The 19,143-nt window shown below is 60.7% G+C and carries 18 protein-coding genes; 13 read left to right on the forward strand and 5 right to left on the reverse strand.

Going from position 1 to position 19,143, the window contains the following annotated elements; all coding sequences use genetic code 11:
• Positions 1-16 precede the first annotated feature (16 nt).
• The 4 genes from PGR6_RS05085 to PGR6_RS05100 all read left to right on the forward strand — a co-directional run bounded on the left by PGR6_RS05085 (position 17) and on the right by PGR6_RS05100 (position 3,256).
• A complete protein-coding gene (locus tag PGR6_RS05085; protein ID WP_064616250.1) occupies positions 17-571 on the forward strand; it encodes a hypothetical protein in 555 nt (184 codons plus the stop codon).
• A 63-nt stretch (positions 572-634) separates the two neighbouring features.
• Positions 635-1,885, forward strand: a complete 1,251-nt coding sequence (locus tag PGR6_RS05090) for a flavohemoglobin expression-modulating QEGLA motif protein (protein WP_172901247.1) — start codon at positions 635-637, stop codon at positions 1,883-1,885.
• 130 nt (positions 1,886-2,015) lie between these two features.
• Positions 2,016-2,930: an alpha/beta hydrolase gene (locus PGR6_RS05095; RefSeq protein WP_007940179.1), complete on the forward strand. Its 915-nt coding sequence runs from the start codon at positions 2,016-2,018 to the stop codon at positions 2,928-2,930.
• Entirely contained in the window at positions 2,927-3,256 is a 330-nt protein-coding gene (locus tag PGR6_RS05100) for a hypothetical protein (protein WP_007940182.1), read from the forward strand. Before PGR6_RS05095 ends, PGR6_RS05100 begins: the two co-directional genes overlap by 4 nt.
• 254 nt (positions 3,257-3,510) lie before the next feature.
• On the opposite strand, the gene PGR6_RS05105 is transcribed toward PGR6_RS05100, so the two are convergent.
• The 3 genes from PGR6_RS05105 to PGR6_RS05115 all read right to left on the reverse strand — a co-directional run bounded on the left by PGR6_RS05105 (position 3,511) and on the right by PGR6_RS05115 (position 5,385).
• Positions 3,511-4,299, reverse strand: coding sequence for an OmpA family protein (locus PGR6_RS05105; RefSeq protein ID WP_064616253.1), 789 nt, complete (start codon positions 4,297-4,299; stop codon positions 3,511-3,513).
• A gap of 56 nt (positions 4,300-4,355) precedes the next feature.
• Positions 4,356-4,754: a DUF4398 domain-containing protein gene (locus tag PGR6_RS05110; RefSeq protein ID WP_018926677.1), complete on the reverse strand. Its 399-nt coding sequence runs from the start codon at positions 4,752-4,754 to the stop codon at positions 4,356-4,358.
• Positions 4,755-5,040: 286 nt separating this feature from the next.
• Positions 5,041-5,385, reverse strand: coding sequence for a hypothetical protein (locus tag PGR6_RS05115; RefSeq protein WP_064616254.1), 345 nt, complete (start codon positions 5,383-5,385; stop codon positions 5,041-5,043).
• Positions 5,386-5,587: 202 nt separating this feature from the next.
• Here PGR6_RS05115 and ppc point away from each other — a divergent pair, with 202 nt between their 5' ends.
• The 6 genes from ppc (at position 5,588) to PGR6_RS05145 (ending at position 12,231) form a co-directional block, all read left to right on the forward strand.
• Positions 5,588-8,218 carry a phosphoenolpyruvate carboxylase gene (gene ppc, locus PGR6_RS05120; RefSeq protein ID WP_064616255.1) on the forward strand — a complete coding sequence of 877 codons (2,631 nt, stop codon included), beginning with the start codon at positions 5,588-5,590 and terminating at the stop codon, positions 8,216-8,218.
• Positions 8,219-8,521: 303 nt separating this feature from the next.
• Entirely contained in the window at positions 8,522-9,169 is a 648-nt protein-coding gene (gene adk, locus PGR6_RS05125) for an adenylate kinase (protein WP_018926674.1), read from the forward strand.
• Positions 9,170-9,262: 93 nt separating this feature from the next.
• Positions 9,263-9,937: a tRNA (adenosine(37)-N6)-threonylcarbamoyltransferase complex dimerization subunit type 1 TsaB gene (tsaB, locus tag PGR6_RS05130; protein WP_018926673.1), complete on the forward strand. Its 675-nt coding sequence runs from the start codon at positions 9,263-9,265 to the stop codon at positions 9,935-9,937.
• A 278-nt stretch (positions 9,938-10,215) separates the two neighbouring features.
• Complete coding sequence (locus PGR6_RS05135) at positions 10,216-10,521, forward strand: hypothetical protein (protein WP_018926672.1); 306 nt, start codon at positions 10,216-10,218, stop codon at positions 10,519-10,521.
• A complete protein-coding gene (locus tag PGR6_RS05140) occupies positions 10,518-11,378 on the forward strand; it encodes a DUF72 domain-containing protein (protein ID WP_064616256.1) in 861 nt (286 codons plus the stop codon). The genes PGR6_RS05135 and PGR6_RS05140 overlap by 4 nt, the downstream gene beginning before the upstream one ends.
• Positions 11,379-11,409: 31 nt before the next feature.
• Positions 11,410-12,231, forward strand: a complete 822-nt coding sequence (locus PGR6_RS05145) for an isocitrate lyase/PEP mutase family protein (RefSeq protein ID WP_064616258.1) — start codon at positions 11,410-11,412, stop codon at positions 12,229-12,231.
• Between the two features lie 35 nt (positions 12,232-12,266).
• Here PGR6_RS05145 and PGR6_RS05150 read toward each other — a convergent pair whose 3' ends face one another.
• A complete protein-coding gene (locus tag PGR6_RS05150; RefSeq protein WP_018926669.1) occupies positions 12,267-12,887 on the reverse strand; it encodes a hypothetical protein in 621 nt (206 codons plus the stop codon).
• Positions 12,888-12,980: 93 nt separating this feature from the next.
• Here PGR6_RS05150 and PGR6_RS05155 point away from each other — a divergent pair, with 93 nt between their 5' ends.
• Complete coding sequence (locus PGR6_RS05155; RefSeq protein WP_064616260.1) at positions 12,981-13,763, forward strand: class I SAM-dependent methyltransferase; 783 nt, start codon at positions 12,981-12,983, stop codon at positions 13,761-13,763.
• A gap of 64 nt (positions 13,764-13,827) precedes the next feature.
• On the opposite strand, the gene PGR6_RS05160 is transcribed toward PGR6_RS05155, so the two are convergent.
• Positions 13,828-14,472, reverse strand: a complete 645-nt coding sequence (locus tag PGR6_RS05160; RefSeq protein WP_018926667.1) for a TetR/AcrR family transcriptional regulator — start codon at positions 14,470-14,472, stop codon at positions 13,828-13,830.
• Between the two features lie 94 nt (positions 14,473-14,566).
• On the opposite strand from PGR6_RS05160, the gene PGR6_RS05165 reads away from it, so the two are divergent.
• Positions 14,567-15,667: an efflux RND transporter periplasmic adaptor subunit gene (locus PGR6_RS05165; RefSeq protein WP_019581601.1), complete on the forward strand. Its 1,101-nt coding sequence runs from the start codon at positions 14,567-14,569 to the stop codon at positions 15,665-15,667.
• 6 nt (positions 15,668-15,673) lie between these two features.
• Complete coding sequence (locus tag PGR6_RS05170; protein WP_064616262.1) at positions 15,674-18,745, forward strand: efflux RND transporter permease subunit; 3,072 nt, start codon at positions 15,674-15,676, stop codon at positions 18,743-18,745.
• Positions 18,746-19,143: the final 398 nt, after the last annotated feature.

The raw sequence follows: 19,143 nt of genomic DNA on the forward strand, positions 1-19,143 counted from the left end.
CGATAGGGAGTGTTGAATGAAAGCCTGGCGTGTCGTGGTGATCGCCTTGTCGTTCCTGCTGCTCAGTGGCTGCCTGGTGACCTTCAAGGAGTCGCTGCCCGCCAGCGAGTCCGCGCCCAAAGGGTTGCTCGGCAAATGGGCCAGCACCAATGCCTGGGGCGAGCCGATGAACCTGGAACTGACACGCGTCGGCGACAATCACTACCAGGCGGTCAGCTACTTCAAGGCCAAACCCCATGAGCGCGAAGCCTATCCTTTCACGGTGTCGCGCCATGGCAATCGCTGGTATCTGTCGGCGAAGGTGCCGGCGCAGTTCGGCGGGCATTTCACCATCGCCGGTTTCGAGCTCAACGATAAGCACGAACTGGTGGTCTACAACCTCGACCTTGAGCAGATCAGACAGGCCATGGGGCAAGAAGCCCTCAGTGGCGAAGGCTTTCAGACTGAAGATGGCGATGGGGTGTTGATCAACAACAGCCTGGATCAGGTATTCGCCTACCTCGACGACCCGGCCAATTCCGATGTCTTCGTCGAAGCGGTACGCTATCAGCGCCTGGCCAAAACCAAATAAACCCAGCACGTAACAGCTTTACTACAGGAGTCTCGGGTGGACGAATACCAGCAGACGATACGCATGTTGTCCGATCGCATAGTGCTGGCGCAGACGCCGATTCGCATTCTGGATGCGGTCAAGTGGGATGACAGTATTCGCAAGGGGTTCCTCAAGGGCAAGGGCAAGGAAATGCCGGCCGTGGACCGCGACTACTACCTCAATCGACCGCTGTCGTTCGACTCCAGCAAAGTGAAGCTGGAGTTCCAGAACATCGAGCGCGACATCACTCGGCAACTTGGCCAGTTCAACCCGGTCGGGCAGATCATGCGCCGCATGTGCAAGGAATACCGCATGGTGGTGCGCATGCTTGAAGCGCGCGGCACCGAGGATTTCGGGCTGATTTCCCAGGAATTGTACGGCGCGGCCTCCGATGCGTTTCACGCCGGCGACCCGACCCTGGCCGACCTGGGGCTGATGCTCTCCGATTACCTGAACAACATCGACGGCCGTGGCGACCTCAAGGACGAACCGAAAGTCCTCACCGCCAAGGAAGCCGTCGACCTGCTGCAACATCGGTTGAACAAGGTGTTTGGCGAAAACGAGGAAACCATCCGGGTGTTCGAGTCCGACGGGATCGTCGCCGACGCGGCGGCCGGCGCCGACTACATCAAGATCCGCACCGACGCGATGTTCAACAATCGCGACGTGCGTGCGCTGGAAGTCCATGAAGGGTTGGTGCATGTGGGCACCACCCTCAACGGCCTGAACCAGCCGATCTGTACGTTCCTGTCCAAGGGCCCGCCGTCGTCCACCGTGACTCAGGAGGGCCTGGCGATCCTGATGGAAATCATCACCTTCGCCTCCTACCCGAGCCGCTTGCGCAAACTGACCAACCGCACCCGCGCCATTCATATGGTGGAGGAGGGCGCGGACTTCTTGCAGATCTTTGAGTTCTTCCGGGCTCAGGGCTTTGAAATGGCCGAAAGCTACGGCAATGCCAGTCGGGTGTTCCGCGGCTCGGTGCCGAATGGTCTGCCATTTACCAAAGACTTGTCCTACCTCAAGGGCTTTATCATGATTTACAACTACATTCAGTTGGCCGTGCGCAAAGGCAAGCTGGAGCAGATACCGCTGTTGTTCTGCGGCAAGACTACGCTGGAGGACATGCGGACCTTGCGCCAATTGGTGGACGAAGGCCTGGTGGTGCCGCCCAAGTACCTGCCCGAGCAGTTCCGCGACATGAACGCGTTGTCGGCGTGGATGTGCTTCTCCAACTTCCTCAACCACCTGAGCCTGGACCGGATCGAAGCGGATTACTCCAATATCCTTTGATTCAGATCATTCCCACGCTCTGCGTGGGAATGCCGCCATGGACGCAGAGCGTCCACTGTGACGCAGAGCGTCACGGTATGCACTCCCACGCGGAGCATGGGAACGATCACCCACATTGAGGCTTCACCGGATGAGAATCCTCGGCATCTTCTGCCTGCTCCTGGCCCTCGGCGGTTGCAGCTCTTTGCTGTTCTACCCCGAGCCCGGCCAGCCGTTCACCCCGGAAAAAGCCAAGCTCGACTATCGCGACGTCACCCTGACCACTGCCGACGGCCTCAAGCTGCATGGCTGGTGGCTGCCGGCGAAAAAAGGCGTCGAAGTCAAAGGCACTGTGCTGCATCTGCACGGTAACGGCGGCAACCTGGCGTGGCATCTGGGTGCGAGCTGGTGGTTGCCGAAGCAGGGCTATCAGGTGTTGCTGGTGGACTATCGCGGGTACGGATTGTCCGAAGGTAAGCCGGCGTTGCCGGAGATTTATCAGGACATCGACGCCGCCTTCACATGGCTCGACCAGGCGCCGGAGGTCAAGGGCAAGCCGTTGATCCTTCTCGGTCAGAGCCTTGGCGGTTCGATGGCCGTGCATTACCTGGCCCAGCATCCCGAGCGCCAGCGGCAACTCAAGGCTTTCGTGCTCGATGGCGTGCCTGCCAGCTACCGCGATGTCGGGCGTTTCGCCCTCAGCACCTCCTGGATGACCTGGCCGTTCCAGGTGCCGTTGTCCTGGCTGGTGCCGGATGGCGATAGCGCGATCCGTTCCATGACGCAGCTCAATGGTGTACCGAAACTGATCTATCACAGTATCGATGATCAGCTGGTGCCCCTTTCCAACGGCATCCGACTGTATCAAGCTGCGCCGCCGCCGCGAGTGCTGCAACTGACCCGGGGCGGTCATGTGCAAACCTTCGCCGACCCGGTCTGGCGAAAAGTCATGCTGCGTTACCTCGAAGACCCGCAGCATTTCAACGGCCTGCGCCGCCTGGGTGAAATTCCGAATTACCCGGCACCCCCGAATTCTGAAGATGAACCACCAGAGAGTCCGCAATGAGTGAAGAACGTAACGCCATCCCACTGATCATCACCGGTATTTGCAGCATCCTCGGCACCGTCGGGGCCCTGTGGTGGTACGGCTACCTGCACTTCGCCAAACCCGAGGATGCGTTGCTGCTCAGCGACTTCACCATGCTCAAGACCGTGCCGGGCGAAGACTACAAAATCTCCCTGGAACCGGCCGCGCAAGTGGCGCAGTGCATCGATGGCGTACTGGTGATGTTTGATACCGAACAGAAAGGCCTGACCGGCGTACTGGTCAACAACAAGAAAAAAGCCGTGCGCTGCATGGGCCAGGAAACCCCGCAAAAACTCGAACAGTAAAATCCCACCTCCATTGGCAATGATGAACCCTTGTGGCGAGGGGGCTTGCCCCCGTTGGGTCGCGAAGCGGCCCTAAAACCTGCATTCGCGTTTTGTCAGGTACACCTTGCGGGATGGTTTCACGACTGCTTCGCAGCCGAACGGGGGCAAGCCCCCTCGCCACAGGGTTGCTTGGCCCCAAGACAAGTGTTCGATCAATAAGAAGCCCCGCCTGATCCGATCAGGCGGGGCTTTTGTGTTTCAGCAGGTGAAACTTAGTTCGAGCTGACAGCCGAACGCGGGATCACTGGCTGATTGTCATTGGAAATGGTCACTTCCACCCGACGGTTCATCGCACGGCCGGAGACGCTGGTGTTTTCGGCCACCGGGTATTCCTTGCCATAACCCTGGACCACGATGCGCGCCGGGTCGACACCCATCTTGATCAGGGCCACTTGCACCGAGGTCGCGCGGCGCTCGGACAGCGACTGGTTGTACGACGCCGCGCCGGTGCTGTCGGTGTAGCCTTCGACAATCACTTTACGGTCGGGGTTTTCCTGAAGGAACTGCGCCAGTTTGTTGATGTTCACCAAGCCGCTGGGTTTCAGGTCGGCCTTGTTGGTGGCGAACAGCACGTCACCGAACGTTACCAGCGTGCCGCGATCGGTCTGTTTGGCGTTGAGGCTGGCCTGCAATTGTTTGATCTGCTGGTCGCGGGCATCCAGACGCGCCTGGGCTCGCTGAGCCGCGGCGTTCTTCAGGTTGTTTTCCGCGGTGCGCAGGGCGATGGTCTGCTTGGCCACTTCAACGCGCTGGTTGGTCAGGTAAGCCAGTTGGTCGACCTTGTTCTGGTCTTCCTTGTCCTGATAAGCCTTGTCGGCCTTGTCCAGGTAATCGCTGGCGTCTTTGGTTTCCAGTGCCGCGACTTTGCTGGCTTGCGGGTTGGCTTGCAGGCCGGCGTAGTTGGTGCGGGCTTGCTCCAGGTTGGTGTTGGGCGGTGTGGCGCAGGCAGCCAGTGCAATGCTTGCGGCCAGGAGGGCGGGTATCATCAGTTGTTTGCGCATGGTGGTTCGTCCTTTCTATCGATAAAAGTGTCAGGCCTGAAAATCGGGATGCGCGCTCACTGCACGGTGCGCTGACTTTCCTGACGCAGTTCCTGAACACCTTTCTGTGAGTCCTTTACAGCTTGTTCGGCTTTCATCGCCTGGGCTTTGCGTTCTGCCACTCGGGCGTCCCACTCGGCCTGTTCGGCGAGCATTTTGGCTTCGTCATACTTTTTGTCGTGCATGGCGATTTCGGCTTGTTTGAGCTTGTCCTGAGCGGACTTCATTTCCACCGCGGCGAATTCGGTGCCTCCGGCGCTGACGGCACTGTTCACGGTCGATTGAGTCACGGCGTATTGCTCGGTGGGCGGGTTGCCGGCGCATCCGGCCAGAACCAAACTGCTGCCGATGGCCAGGGCCGCCAGTTTGAGACCGCGCAGGTGGGTGGACGAGGATGAAGCAGTGCTGGTCTTCATGGTTTCAACTCCGTTGGATAACTCCTGAAATACATCTGAATCCATCCTGGGCAAGGAGCCGCAACCTTCGATTTCCAGAGCATTTTGAAACGGCCGTCCCAGGCGTGGTTACTGGGTTGACCCGAGGCGTTTTTTAAAAGTTCAGAGAAAATGGCCTTTCGCCCGAAAAAACTTTGACCTGACGGACAAGGCTCTAAATCGGGAACTTTAGTTGTACGCAGGGGTATTCCCGGCCCTGCACGGGCCAGGAAATACGTATTTCTGGAAGGGGAGCAAGACGCGCAAATCAGTGTTTTGGCTTGTCGTTTTCGGTCGACAAATCGTGCAAGTGACGACGGGACAAGGCGAGAAAACGCGGGGTTGGACCGACGTCTTCGTACAGCGGATCGCCTTCTTCATCGGTGGCGACCACCGTTGACCCTTTCACATACGGAAAGCTCGCTTCGAGCTCTTCCAGGGCGGCGCCAATCAATTCTCCGAGCAGTTCTTCAGGGTGCCGTTTGGGGTACATATCGATAATCGCCGCCAGCCGTGCGGCGGCTTCCACGTCCAGACGAATCGTGTAGCCGGAGTCGGTCAGGCGACCCTTGGCGTTTTCTTCCCAGTGCTTGGCAAGCTCGCGGATTTTCATAATGACCTCATTACGCACCTGCTCATGGCAGGCCGGGTGAGTGTCCGGCGGTGGCCGGTGGCAAGCCGTTGTACGGCTTGGTGTTGAGCCTAGCTGCAACGTTCGGGGTTTGCAGTCCCTGGTTTACTTGTAAGAACCGCTTTACAACGGCACTCTCTATTATCAAAGCATAGCCGCCCGGATTTTCGCTGGAGAACTGCTGATGACCGATATTGATGCACGCTTGCGCGAGGACGTTCACCTGTTGGGTGAGCTATTGGGCAACACCATTCGCGAGCAGTACGGGGATGGCTTTATCGACAAGATCGAGCAAATCCGCAAAGGCGCCAAGGCCGACCGTCGCGGTTCGATGGATGCCGAACTCAGCGCCAGCCTCAACCAGTTGAGCGAGGACGAATTGCTGCCGGTGGCGCGGGCGTTCAACCAGTTCCTCAACCTGGCCAATATCGCCGAGCAATATCAGCTGATTCACCGCCGCGAAGAGTCACAACCCGCGCCGTTCGAGGCCCGGGTGTTGCCGGAGCTGCTCACTCGCCTGTTGGCTGCGGGGCATGACGCCGAATCCCTGGCCCGGCAATTGGGGCGGGTGGACATCGAGCTGGTATTGACGGCGCACCCCACCGAAGTGGCGCGACGCACACTGATCCAGAAATACGACGCGATCGCCGCGCAACTGGCGGCCCTGGATCATCGCGACCTGACCAGCGCCGAGCGCGAGCAGATCAAGACCACCTTGCAGCGCCTGATCGCCGAAGCCTGGCACACCGAAGAAATCCGCCGCACCCGCCCGACACCTGTAGACGAAGCCAAGTGGGGCTTTGCGGTGATCGAGCATTCGCTGTGGCAGGCGATTCCCAACTATTTGCGCAAGGCCGACCAGGCCCTACATGCCGCCACCGGCCTGCACCTGCCGCTGGAGGCCGCGCCGATTCGCTTCGCCTCGTGGATGGGCGGCGACCGCGACGGTAACCCCAACGTCACCGCCGCCGTGACCCGCGAAGTATTGTTGCTGGCTCGCTGGATGGCTGCCGATTTGTATGTGCGCGATGTCGATCACCTCGCCGCCGAATTGTCGATGCAACAGGCCAGCGACGCCCTGAAAGCCAAGGCTGGCGACAGCGCCGAGCCTTACCGCGCGGTACTCAAACAGCTGCGTGAGCGCCTGCGCGCAACCCGTAATTGGGCCCAGGCCTCCCTGACGGCCACCACGCCGGCGTCCGCCGATGTGCTGCAAAACAACCGCGACCTGCTGGACCCGTTGGAGCTGTGTTACCACTCGCTGCATGAATGCGGCATGGGCGTTATCGCCGATGGCCCGTTGCTCGACTGCCTGCGCCGAGCGGTGACGTTCGGGCTGTTTCTGGTGCGCCTCGATGTGCGACAGGACTCCTCGCGCCACACCGCAGCCATGACCGAAATCACCGATTACCTCGGCCTGGGTCGTTATGAGGACTGGAACGAAGAGGAGCGCATCGCCTTCCTGATGCGCGAACTGAACAATCGCCGGCCGTTGCTGCCGGCCTACTTCAAGCCGTCTGCCGACACCGCCGAAGTGCTGGCGACGTGCCGGGAAATCGCTGCCGCGCCGGGGGCTTCCCTCGGCTCGTATGTGATTTCCATGGCTGGCGCTGCTTCCGACGTGCTGGCCGTGCAGTTGCTGCTTAAGGAATCCGGCGTGTTGCGGCCGATGCGCGTGGTGCCGCTGTTCGAAACCCTCGCCGACCTCGATAACGCGGGCCCGGTGATCGAAAAGCTGTTGTTGCTGCCGGGTTATCGCTCGCGCCTGCAAGGGCCGCAGGAAGTGATGATCGGTTATTCCGACTCGGCCAAGGACGCCGGCACTACGGCGGCGGCCTGGGCGCAGTATCGGGCGCAGGAGCGTCTGGTGGATATTTGCCGGGAGCAACAAGTGGAGCTGCTGTTGTTCCACGGCCGTGGCGGCACCGTGGGCCGTGGTGGCGGCCCGGCGCACGCAGCGATTCTGTCGCAGCCGCCGGGGTCGGTGGCGGGGCGTTTCCGCACCACCGAGCAGGGGGAAATGATTCGTTTCAAATTCGGCCTGCCGGACATCGCGGAGCAAAACCTCAATCTGTACCTGGCGGCGGTGCTGGAAGCGACCTTGCTGCCGCCACCACCTCCTACGCCTGCCTGGCGCCATTTGATGGACGAACTGGCCGCCGATGGGGTCAAGGCTTACCGCGCCGTGGTGCGGGAAAATCCGCAGTTCGTCGAGTATTTCCGCCAGTCCACCCCGGAGCAGGAGTTGGGGCGCTTACCGTTGGGCAGCCGCCCGGCCAAGCGCCGCGCCGGCGGCATCGAAAGCCTGCGCGCCATTCCGTGGATTTTCGGCTGGACCCAGACGCGCCTGATGTTGCCGGCCTGGCTCGGCTGGGAAACGGCGCTGAGCAAGGCGCTGGAGCGCGGCGAAGGGGAGCTGCTGGGGCAGATGCGCGAGCAATGGCCGTTCTTCCGCACCCGCATCGATATGCTGGAAATGGTGCTGGCCAAGGCCGACGCCGATATCGCCCAGTCTTACGACGAGCGCCTGGTCGAGCCGGATCTGCTCCCTTTGGGTGCGCATTTACGCGACCTATTGTCGCAGGCCTGTGCGGTGGTCCTGGGGCTGACGGGTCAGTCCCAGCTACTGGCACATAGCCCAGACACCCTTGAATTCATCCGCCTGCGCAACACCTACCTCGACCCGCTGCATCTATTGCAGGCCGAACTGTTGGCCCGTTCGCGGCAGCAGGATGAAGCGCAGGGCAGCCCGGTAGAACAGGCGTTGCTGGTGTCTGTGGCGGGGATTGCCGCCGGTTTGCGAAATACCGGCTAAGGTTTTCGTCATAGGGAACAGGCACCTGGCGCGAGCGTCGAGTGCCTGTCGGCGAGCGGTTGAGAAGGTCTGTCAGGCGACAGTTAATGACGGGGTTGCGACTTGGGGTACCCCTTCGAAAGGGCACGTCCTGCGCAGGTTTCTCCGACTTTCGGCGGCTTGTGTGGGCAGGGCCTGCTGTGTATCTTGATCAGCCTTTGGCCGTTTGGGCGGTCACGACCCTATTTTTTGAGATTGGCCCTACGAGGCGAATCCTTTGTTTTGTTTAAGTAATTCTAAATAAAAAATTGAGGAGCACATCTAATGCGCGTCATTCTGCTGGGAGCTCCCGGGGCCGGTAAAGGTACTCAGGCTAAGTTCATCACCGAAAAGTTCGGCATTCCGCAAATCTCTACCGGTGACATGCTGCGTGCTGCTGTAAAAGCCGGCACCGAGCTGGGCATCAAAGCCAAAAGCATCATGGATGCCGGTGGTCTGGTCTCCGACGATCTGATCATCGCTTTGGTCAAGGACCGTATTGCGCAGCCTGACTGTGCCAACGGTTTCCTGTTCGACGGTTTCCCGCGCACCATTCCGCAAGCTGAAGCGTTGGTAGAAGCTGGCGTGGAACTGGACAACGTGGTCGAAATCGCCGTCGATGACGAAGAGATCGTTCAGCGTATCGCCGGTCGTCGCGTTCACGAGGCCAGCGGCCGCGTGTACCACACCGTGTACAACCCGCCGAAAATCGCCGGTAAAGACGACATCACCGGTGAAGAGCTGGTGCAGCGCAAGGACGACACCGAAGAAACCGTGCGTCATCGCCTGTCGGTCTACCACTCCCAGACCAAACCTCTGGTGGAGTTCTACCAAGGCCTGGCCGCTGCTCAGGGCAAGCCGAAGTACAGCCATATTCCGGGTGTCGGCTCGGTTGAAACGATTACCGGCAAGGTGCTTGAAGCACTGAGCTGAAAAGTCTGATCGGCTTCATCTTCTACGGCCCGCTTGCGGGCCGTAGTTGTTTATACTGGCGCACTTTTTCTGACCTCTCTTACGGATACATCGATGAGCACCTTGCTGGCCCTGGACACCGCGACTGAAGCTTGCTCCGTTGCCTTGCTGCATGACGGCAAGGTCACGAGCCATTACGAGGTGATCCCGCGCCTGCATGCGCAGAAGCTGTTGCCGATGATTCAGCAACTGCTGGCCGATGCCGGGACCACGCTGCAAGCGGTCGACGCCATTGCGTTCGGTCGTGGGCCGGGCGCGTTTACCGGTGTGCGGATCGCCATTGGCGTGGTGCAAGGGCTGGCGTTTGCGCTGGACCGTCCGGTGTTGCCGGTCTCCAACCTCGCGGTGCTCGCCCAGCGGGCTTATCGCGAACACGGCGTCAGCCAGGTCGCGGCAGCCATCGATGCGCGTATGGATGAGGTGTATTGGGGCTGCTACCGCGAAACGGCGGGGGAGATGCGGCTGGTGGGCAACGAAGCGGTATTGCCACCGGAAGCCGCCGCGTTGCCGGTCGATGCCAGCGGCGAGTGGTTCGGCGCGGGCACCGGTTGGGGTTATGCCGAGCGTATTGCAGTGAACCTGAGCGGCCAGGACGCGAGCATGCTGCCCCACGCCGAAGATTTGCTGACCCTGGCGCGTTTCGCCTGGGAACGCGGTGAAGCGATCGTGGCCGATCAGGCGCAGCCGGTGTATTTGCGCGATAAAGTCGCGACGCCGAAAGCGCGTTGATCCCGGTTGTCCTGTGGCGAGGGAGCTTGCTCCCGTTCGGCTGCGGAGCAGCCGTAGAACCTGACGGCGCGATGTATCTGACTGCGCGTGGGGGGCAGCTTCGCAGCCCAGCGGGAGCAAGCTCCCTCGCCACAAAGTGTTCCAACCGCAGCTAATCATCAGTTTCTGCCCGCCGCTTTTAAACCTTTTCGCTTTTCTGTGTTCTAGTTATCACTCGGCGGTTTGCGAAGTGGGTAATGCGCCACTAAACTGCCATCATCGATACCGAGCATGCACTTATGCGTATAGACGGCGTTTCCTCCCAGTCCTACCCAATCAAGCGCAAGCCTCGTAAAGGCCATGTGTCTGAGGATGACTCCGTCGATGTCGACGGCGAGCTGGAATTCCCTACCGAAGAGCAATTGGCCGCCCGCGCCGCCAAAGCCTCCGCGCAACGCCTGAGCAATCTTCCCGCGCGTCAACAAGACATGATTTATCACCGCGCCATGAGCAAAAGCGTGGCGATGGCACTGGCCAGTTACCTGAGCACGGCCACTTTTGTCGACTGGGATGCGGATGTGCTGGGTCTCGACCTGTACATCTGATGCTGCCTTATTACCTCGGCTGCCCGTCCTGGAGCGAAAACGCCTGGCGCGACTACTTGTATCCACAGGACGCCAGGCCCGCCGAGTTTCTTGATCTTTATTCTCAAGTGTTCAACGCCGTGGAAGGCAATACGACCTTCTACGCGAGCCCGGCTGCCGCCACCGTGCAGCGCTGGGCCGAGACCATGCCCGAACACTTTCGCTTCACCGCCAAATTCCCCGGCGATATCAGCCACAGCGGTGACCTGCGCGACCAATTGACCGCCACAGAAACGTTCCTGCAATTGCTCAGCCCTCTGGGGGAGCGGGTTTCGCCATTGTGGCTGCAATTGTCCAAAAGCTTCACCCCGCAACGACTGTCGGAACTGGCCGGTTTTATTGATGCGGTGGACCGGCCGTTGGCGGTCGAAGTGCGGCATGACGAGTTCTTTGCCAAGGGCGATGCCGAGCGAATGCTCAATCGCCTGCTGCTGGATCGTGGCGTCGAGCGCATCTGCCTCGATCCGCGCGCGCTGTTCAGCTGCACCTCGACCGATCCTTCGGTACTCCACGCCCAATCGAAAAAGCCCAGGGTGCCGCCTCGCCCTGCGGCGTTTACTCAGTTTCCACAGGTGCGCTTCATCGGCCACCCCGAACTTGAAGCCAACGATCCGTTCCTGGTGCCATGGGTCGAGAAAATCGCCGTCTGGATCGAAGAGGGCCGCACGCCGTATATCTTTCTGCACACCGCCGATAACCTGCTGGCGGCGAAACTGGCACAACGTTTTCACGCACAACTGATGCTGCGTTTGCCTGGCCTGCCGCCGCTGCCTGAGCTATACAGAGAACCCGCCGCCGAGCAACTTGGTTTGCTCTGAAGCGGGTTTTCCCTTTTTCAGGAGTCTGCCAATGGATGCGCAAACCCTTCGAGCCCAGGCGTTCAAAGCACTGCACGAACGCGAGGGCGCCTTTGTCATTCCCAACCCCTGGGACGCCGGCTCAGCGAAAATGCTTGCCAGCCTGGGCTTCGAGGCACTGGCAACCACCAGCGCCGGTTATGCCTTTTCCCGGGGCCGTCCTGATGGTGGGCTGACGCTCGACGATACCCTGGCAAACGTTGAGGCGATTGTCGCGGCCACTGATTTGCCGGTCGCGGTGGATCTCGAAAACGGCTTTGCCGACGCTCCTGCCGAGTGCGCCCAAAGTATTCTGCGGGCCGCTCAGGCCGGTGCCGTAGGCGGTTCGATCGAGGATGCCACCGGGCGTGAAGACGGTCCGATCTACTGCTTCGAGCATGCCGTGGCGCGTATCGAAGCCGCTGTCGCAGCAGCGCGCAGTTTGCCTTTCCCCTTCACGTTGACGGCGCGTGCTGAGAACTATTTGCACGGCAATCCTGACCTCGACGACACCATTCGCCGTTTGCGGGCATTCGCCGAGGCCGGCGCGGACGTGCTTTACGCCCCAGGCCTGCGCAATGCCGAAGAGGTCTTGGCGGTGGTTCGCGCCGTGGCACCGAAACCGGTGAATGTGTTGATGTCCGGCGGGCTCAAGCTGACGGTAGCGCAGTTGAGCGAAATGGGCGTCAAGCGTATCAGCGTCGGTTCGGCCCTGGCTTTGGCAGCGTATGGCGAGTTCTTGCGCGCGGCCGAGGAAATCCAGCAACACGGGACCTTTGGCTTCACTTCCCGGTCGATGCCGTTCCAGAAGGCCAATCAATTCTTCAAAGGCTGACGAGGTCGGGCCGTGATGGTTGGGCCGCTGAGGGGTTATGCGGCGATGCGCAGGTTCTGCAGAACGATCGGGCGCGCCCAGCCGTTATCGAAATCGAGTTGTTTCTGCTGTTCCACCAACTCTTGCGGTGAGAACGGCGGGAATGGCTTGTCCAGCAGGTCGAGTTCGAACTCGGCGATTGGCAAGTGCAGCGGACGCGGTTGCGGCGCGGCACCAGGCTCGGGCAGCGGTTGACCGGCGGTGAGCACGATCGGGCGAACCCAGCCGCTTTCGAAGTCCTGCTGTTTCTGTTGCGCGACGATTTCTTCCGGCGGGAACGGTGGGAACGGTTTATCGGCCAGGTCCATTTCGAACTCGGCAATTGGCAGGAACAATGGCTCCGGCGGACGGACTTCGGTTTCTTTCACATCACATTCGCGCTGGGAAATGATGTGCGCCAGCAGCTCGCTGCCGACGGTCGGTTCGACCGGGCTGTCGAGATCGACCGGCGGAAAGTCCAGAGACGCCGGCACCACATCGCCCGACTGATCGGCCAGGGCCTGGGCAAAAAAATCTTGCCACAGGTGACTGACGCCGCTCAGTGCTTGGGAGTTTCGCAGGCCAAAATCGCCGTGGGGCGAGATGTAACCTATCGATGTGCGTTGAATGCCTGACATTTTTCTCGGTCGACGCTCAGCTCTGGCAAAATGCTCGATAGTTTGGTTATCGGCCGTTTTTGCCGATCATTAATTTTTTGAGCGTGTTTTCCCATGATTGAGCAACCTGCGGCCTGCCGCATCCATGTCGAAGCCTTGGGCGCGACGTTCCAGTCACAGGCCGAGCAATGGGCCGAGCGCCTGGGTTTGCCGTTGCAGGTGGATGACGGCGAGTTTGCCTTGCAGGTGGGTGAGCAGGGTTTGCAACTGCAACAACTGGGGCCGGATGCACCGGGGCCGGTGCGGGTCGACTTCGTCGAGGGGGGCGCGGCCCATCGTCGGTTGTACGGCGGCGGCAGCGGTCAGATGATCGCCAAGGCGGTCGGCATCGCCCAAGGCGTGCGGCCACGGGTGCTGGACGCCACGGCCGGGCTGGGCAAGGACGCGTTCGTGCTGGCCAGCCTGGGCTGCGAGATGAGCCTGATCGAGCGCCAGCCGCTGATCGGCGCCTTGCTTGAAGATGGTCTGGCACGCGGCGCGGAAGATTTCGACGTAGCGCCGATCGTGGCGCGTATGCGTTTGCTCAAGGGCAATTCGATCGAGGTGATGCGCAACTGGGAAGGCGAGCCGCCGCAGGTGATCTACCTCGACCCGATGTTTCCCCATCGTGAGAAAACCGCGTTGGTGAAGAAGGAAATGCGTCTGTTCCGGCCGCTGGTCGGCGATGATCCGGATGCGCCGGCCCTGCTCGAAGCGGCGTTGGCCCTGGCCAGTCACCGGGTGGTGGTCAAACGCCCGCGCAAGGCGCCGTGCATCGATGGGCCGAAGCCGAGCCATGCGCTGGACGGCAAGTCCAGCCGATATGACATTTATCCGAAGAAAGCGCTCAAGCCTTAAGATCGAGTCGCCTTCACTGATCGTTCCCACGCAGCGTGGGAACGATCATCACGCCAAATATCTATCAGGCCGACTCCGGCCGATACGCCCGCATAAACAATCCCACCACTTCCTGCACATGGGCTTCGGCCGCATCCCCGGTTACCGGTTCGCCGCAGCCATACAGCAAGCGGAAATTCCCCGCGCCCTTGAGCAGGCAGAAGAAGTGCTCGGCGGCATTGCGCGGTTTGTCGATGCTCAACACGCCACTCTGATCGATCTTGCTCAGCAAACGCTCCATGCCGTGCAGCACGCGTTCCGGCCCGGCCTCGAAGAAGATCTGTGCGAGTTTCGGGTCCTGGCTGCCCAGCGTCATCATCAGCCGGTGCAGGTTCACCGATTCGTCGCTGTTGATCAGTTGATGAAAGCCGTGTGCGATGTTCAGCAGCACGGTTTCCACGGCGACGCCGTCCGGCAATTCAAAAACCAGCGGAGGCAATTGCTCCTCGCATTTGGCCACGACAGCGGAAGAGAACAGCGTCTCCTTGTCGTTGAAATGGCTGTAGACCGTCAGCTTCGACACGCCGGCCTCAGTCGCTACGGCATCCATGCTGGTGTTGGCGTATCCCTTACTCAAAAACAGGATTTTCGCCGCGTCGAGGATTGCCCGGCGCTTGGCCAGATCCTTGGGACGGCCCGGACCGCTGGGGGTGGAAAGATTGTCTGACATTCTTCGCTTTTAATACTGGACTGGTGAGTTTGCTATTAATAACATACTGGTCAGTATAATTATTCCAAGCCCCATTAGCGAAAGGTCGTTCACCATGCTGCGCTTTGCCTTGCCCCTCGCGTTGCCGGTCAGTCTGGCTTTTCTATTGTCGGCATGTGGCCATGAAGAAGCCCCTCCGGTCAGCGTGCGCCCGGCCATGGTGGTGCAGCCAGAGCCCTCGGCCCAGGCAATGGAAAGCTATCCCGGCGAAGTTCGCGCGCGTTATGAGCCGGACCTTGCCTTCCGGATTGGCGGCAAAGTCAGCCGACGACTGGTCGAAGAAGGGCAGCGGGTCAAGGCTGACCAACCCCTGGCGGAACTCGATCCTCAGGACGTGCGCCTGCAACTGGAAGCCACCCGTGCCCAGGTCGCGGCTGCCGAAGCCAATCTGAACCTGGTGCGCGCCGAGCGTGATCGCTACAAGACCCTGATGGAGCGGCAGATGGTCAGCCGTTCGCAGTACGACAACGCGGAAAACCTCTATCGCTCCGGTGAGGCCCGCCTCAAGCAAATCAAAGCCGAATTCAACGTTTCGACCAATCAGGCCAGTTACGCGGTGCTGCGTGCGCCGCAGGATGGCGTGGTGGCCAAGCGCGCGGTTGAAGTCGGGCAAGTGGTGGCGGCCGGGCAAACCGTGTTTACCCTGGCCACCGATGGCGAGCGCGAAGTATTGATCAGCCTGCCGGAACAGAGCTTCGGCCGCTTCAAGGTCGGTCAGCCGGTCTCGGTGGAGCTCTGGACCCAACCCGATCAGCGTTTCCCTGGGCAGATCCGTGAGTTGTCGCCGGCCGCCGATCCCAAATCCCGCACTTTTGCCGCCCGTATCGCTTTTACCGCCGGCAAGGTTCCCGCCGAACTCGGCCAGAGTGCCCGGGTGTTCATCCAGACTGCCGAAGTGGTGCCGTTGTCAGTGCCGCTGTCGGCCCTCACCGCAGAAAACGGCGCCACCTATGTGTGGGTGGTCGGCGCCAACAACACCTTGAAAAAAGTCCCGGTGCGGGTCGGTGCATTTGGCGAGAAAACCGTGCCGGTGCTCGAGGGGCTGAACGCCAGCGACTGGGTGGTGGCGGCCGGTGTTCATGTGCTTCACGACGGGCAGCAAGTGCGCCCGGTGGATCGCTCCAATCGCGTGGTCAATCTGGCGCACAAGGAGTAATCCCCGATGGGTTTCAATCTATCCGAATGGGCGCTGCGTAACCGCCAGATCGTACTGTTCCTGATGCTCCTGCTGGCTGTGGTCGGGGCGTTGTCCTACACCAAGCTTGGCCAAAGCGAAGACCCGCCGTTCACCTTCAAGGCCATGGTAATTCGTACCAACTGGCCGGGGGCCACGGCCGAGGAAGTTTCGCGCCAGGTCACCGAGCGTATTGAAAAGAAACTGATGGAAACCGGGGAGTACGAACGGATCACCTCGTTCTCCCGCCCGGGCGAGTCCCAGGTGACGTTCATGGCGCGCGATTCCATGCATTCGGTGGATATCCCGGACCTCTGGTATCAGGTCCGCAAGAAGATCGGCGATATTCGCCAGACCCTGCCACCGGGTATCCAGGGCCCGTTTTTCAACGATGAATTCGGCACCACGTTCGGCAACATCTACGCCCTGACCGGCGAGGGCTTTGATTACGCAGTGCTCAAGGATTACGCCGACCGCATCCAGATCCAGCTGCAACGGGTCAAGGATGTGGGCAAGGTCGACCTGCTCGGGTTGCAGGACGAGAAGGTCTGGATCGAACTCTCCAACGTTAAACTGGCCACCCTCGGAGTGCCGCTGGCGGCGGTGCAGCAGGCACTTGAAGAACAGAACGCGATGTCCACCGCCGGCTTCTTCGAAACCACCAGCGAGCGTTTGCAGCTACGGGTCTCGGGGAATTTTCAGACGGTCGACGAGATCAAGAACTTCCCGATTCGCGTTGCAGATCGCACGTTCCGCATCGGTGATGTGGCGGACGTTCGTCGTGGCTTCAACGATCCACCGGCGCCGCGCATGCGCTTCATGGCTGAAGACGCCATCGGTCTGGCGGTGGCCATGAAGGACGGTGGCGATATTCTGGTATTGGGCAAGGCGCTGGAAATCGAGTTCGCCCGGATTCAGCAAAACCTGCCGGCTGGCATGCAGTTGCGCAAAGTCTCCGATCAACCCGCCGCGGTGAAAACCGGTGTGGGCGAGTTCGTTCAGGTGCTGGTGGAGGCCCTGGCGATTGTGTTGCTGGTGAGCTTCTTCTCCCTCGGCGTGCGCACCGGCATGGTCGTAGCGCTGGCGATACCGCTGGTGTTGGCGATGACGTTCGCCTGCATGTATTACTTAGGGATAGGCCTGCACAAGATTTCCCTCGGCGCGCTGGTGCTGGCGCTGGGCTTGCTGGTGGATGATGCGATCATCGCCGTGGAAATGATGGCGATCAAAATGGAGCAGGGCTTCGACCGGATCAAGGCCGCCAGCTATGCCTGGACCAGCACCGCGTTCCCGATGCTCACCGGTACGTTGATCACCGCCGCCGGTTTCCTGCCGATCGCCACCGCGCAATCGGGCACTGGCGAGTACACCCGCTCGATCTTCCAGGTGGTGACCATCGCGCTACTGGCGTCGTGGGTGGCCGCCGTGGTTTTTGTGCCTTATCTGGGGGAGAAACTTCTGCCGGACCTGGCGAAAATTCACGCCGCCAAACACGGCACTGGCGACGGCCAACCCGACCCTTACGGCACGCCGTTCTATCAGCGCGTCAGACGGCTGGTGGAGTGGTGCGTGCGCCGACGCAAAACGGTGATCGTGCTGACCATCGTGATGTTCGTCGCGTCCGTGGTGCTGTTCCGTTTCGTGCCGCAGCAGTTCTTCCCGGCATCGGGGCGACTGGAATTGATGGTTGATCTGAAACTCGCCGAAGGTGCCTCCCTGAGCAACACCGCCGAGGAGGTCAAGCGTCTCGAAGGCCTGCTCAAGGATCACGCCGGGATCGACAACTATGTGGCTTATGTCGGCACCGGTTCGCCGCGTTTCTACCTGCCGCTGGACCAGCAACTTCCGGCTGCAAGCTTTGCGCAATTTGTTGTCCTGGCCAAAACCATCGAAGACCGCGAAGCCCTGCGCACTTGGCTGATCGAAACCCTCAATGAACAATTCCCGGCCCTGCGCTCGCGGGTCACGCGTCTGGAAAACGGCCCGCCGGTTGGCTATCCGGTGCAGTTCCGGGTCACCGGTGAGAACATTGCGGACGTCCGCGCCCTGGCGCGTAAAGTCGCGGCCAAGGTTCGCGAGAACCCACACGTGGCCAACGTGCATCTGGATTGGGAAGAGCCGAGCAAAGTCGTGTACCTGAACGTCGATCAGGATCGCGCGCGGGCGCTGGGCGTGAGCACGGCGAACCTCTCGGGGTTCCTGCGAAGCTCGCTGACCGGCTCCAGTGTCAGTCAGTACCGCGAAGACAACGAATTGATCGAGATCCTGCTGCGCGGCACGGTGCATGAGCGCACTGAACTGGCATTGCTGCCGAGCCTGGCCGTGCCGACCGACAACGGTCGCAGCGTGGCGCTGTCGCAGATTGCCACGCTGGAATACGGCTTCGAAGAAGGCATCATCTGGCACCGTAACCGCCTGCCCAACGTGACGGTTCGCGCCGACATCTACGGCAAGGAACAACCGGCGACACTGGTGCAGCAAATCATGCCGACCCTCGATCCGATCCGCGCCGAACTGCCGGACGGCTATCTGCTGGAAGTCGGCGGTACGGTGGAAGACTCGGCCCGTGGGCAGAACTCGGTGAAGGCCGGCGTGCCGCTGTTCATCGTGGTGGTGCTGACGTTGCTGATGCTGCAACTGCGCAGTTTCTCTCGCACTGCCATGGTGTTTCTGACAGCGCCGCTGGGGTTGATCGGGGTGACGTTGTTTCTGATGGTGTTCCGTCAGCCGTTCGGTTTCGTCGCCATGCTCGGGACCATCGCGCTGTCCGGGATGATCATGCGTAACTCGGTGATTCTGGTGGATCAGATCGAGCAGGACATTGCTGCCGGGCTCAAGCCCTGGCAGGCGATCATCGAGGCGACGGTGCGACGTTTCCGGCCGATTGTGTTGACCGCGCTGGCGGCGGTGCTGGCGATGATTCCATTATCGCGCAGTGTGTTTTTCGGGCCGATGGCGGTGGCGATCATGGGCGGGCTGATTGTGGCGACGGCGTTGACGTTGCTGTTCTTGCCGGCGTTGTATGCGGCTTGGTTCAGAGTGAAAAAAGAACCGGTTTGATCTTGGCGGCCTTCGGGCCGACCATGTTCTTGTTGGTGGTGTACATATCCATTTCTGCGGTAACGGCGGCTTATGGTTTCGCCCTTACGGCGACTCCCTTTTTTACAAGCGCCTAAAAAAGGAAGCAAAAAACGCTCGCCCCAAGCGTCCGGCCCCTCGCTAAGGCTCGGGGTTCCTTCGCTCCGGTATCCATCTGGGGGCATCGCCCTACGGTTGGCTTCGCTTCAACCTACATGCGATGTGTTCGACTGCGTCGAACGGCGCTGCGCGCCAATCCCCAGATGAACACCTCCACTCAGCCTCCCGAAGGGGCGGGTGAATCAAGATCAAAAGCGGCAGGCGAGCTAACGCTCGGCCTGTAGTTTGGCGGGTGTACGCCGCTCCATCGTAGGGGGGAG

The organism is Pseudomonas sp. GR 6-02 (assembly GCF_001655615.1).
Classification (GTDB): Bacteria; Pseudomonadota; Gammaproteobacteria; order Pseudomonadales; family Pseudomonadaceae; genus Aquipseudomonas.

Coding starts and splice junctions, on each gene's coding strand:
- PGR6_RS05085 (WP_064616250.1), top strand. CDS start 17: ATGAAAGCCTGGCGTGTCGTGGTGATCGCCTTGTCGTTCCTGCTGCTC.
- PGR6_RS05090 (WP_172901247.1), top strand. CDS start 635: ATGTTGTCCGATCGCATAGTGCTGGCGCAGACGCCGATTCGCATTCTG.
- PGR6_RS05095 (WP_007940179.1), top strand. CDS start 2,016: ATGAGAATCCTCGGCATCTTCTGCCTGCTCCTGGCCCTCGGCGGTTGC.
- PGR6_RS05100 (WP_007940182.1), top strand. CDS start 2,927: ATGAGTGAAGAACGTAACGCCATCCCACTGATCATCACCGGTATTTGC.
- PGR6_RS05105 (WP_064616253.1), bottom strand. CDS start 4,299: ATGCGCAAACAACTGATGATACCCGCCCTCCTGGCCGCAAGCATTGCA.
- PGR6_RS05110 (WP_018926677.1), bottom strand. CDS start 4,754: ATGAAGACCAGCACTGCTTCATCCTCGTCCACCCACCTGCGCGGTCTC.
- PGR6_RS05115 (WP_064616254.1), bottom strand. CDS start 5,385: ATGAAAATCCGCGAGCTTGCCAAGCACTGGGAAGAAAACGCCAAGGGT.
- ppc (WP_064616255.1), top strand. CDS start 5,588: ATGACCGATATTGATGCACGCTTGCGCGAGGACGTTCACCTGTTGGGT.
- adk (WP_018926674.1), top strand. CDS start 8,522: ATGCGCGTCATTCTGCTGGGAGCTCCCGGGGCCGGTAAAGGTACTCAG.
- tsaB (WP_018926673.1), top strand. CDS start 9,263: ATGAGCACCTTGCTGGCCCTGGACACCGCGACTGAAGCTTGCTCCGTT.
- PGR6_RS05135 (WP_018926672.1), top strand. CDS start 10,216: ATGCGTATAGACGGCGTTTCCTCCCAGTCCTACCCAATCAAGCGCAAG.
- PGR6_RS05145 (WP_064616258.1), top strand. CDS start 11,410: ATGGATGCGCAAACCCTTCGAGCCCAGGCGTTCAAAGCACTGCACGAA.
- PGR6_RS05150 (WP_018926669.1), bottom strand. CDS start 12,887: ATGTCAGGCATTCAACGCACATCGATAGGTTACATCTCGCCCCACGGC.
- PGR6_RS05155 (WP_064616260.1), top strand. CDS start 12,981: ATGATTGAGCAACCTGCGGCCTGCCGCATCCATGTCGAAGCCTTGGGC.
- PGR6_RS05160 (WP_018926667.1), bottom strand. CDS start 14,472: ATGTCAGACAATCTTTCCACCCCCAGCGGTCCGGGCCGTCCCAAGGAT.
- PGR6_RS05165 (WP_019581601.1), top strand. CDS start 14,567: ATGCTGCGCTTTGCCTTGCCCCTCGCGTTGCCGGTCAGTCTGGCTTTT.
- PGR6_RS05170 (WP_064616262.1), top strand. CDS start 15,674: ATGGGTTTCAATCTATCCGAATGGGCGCTGCGTAACCGCCAGATCGTA.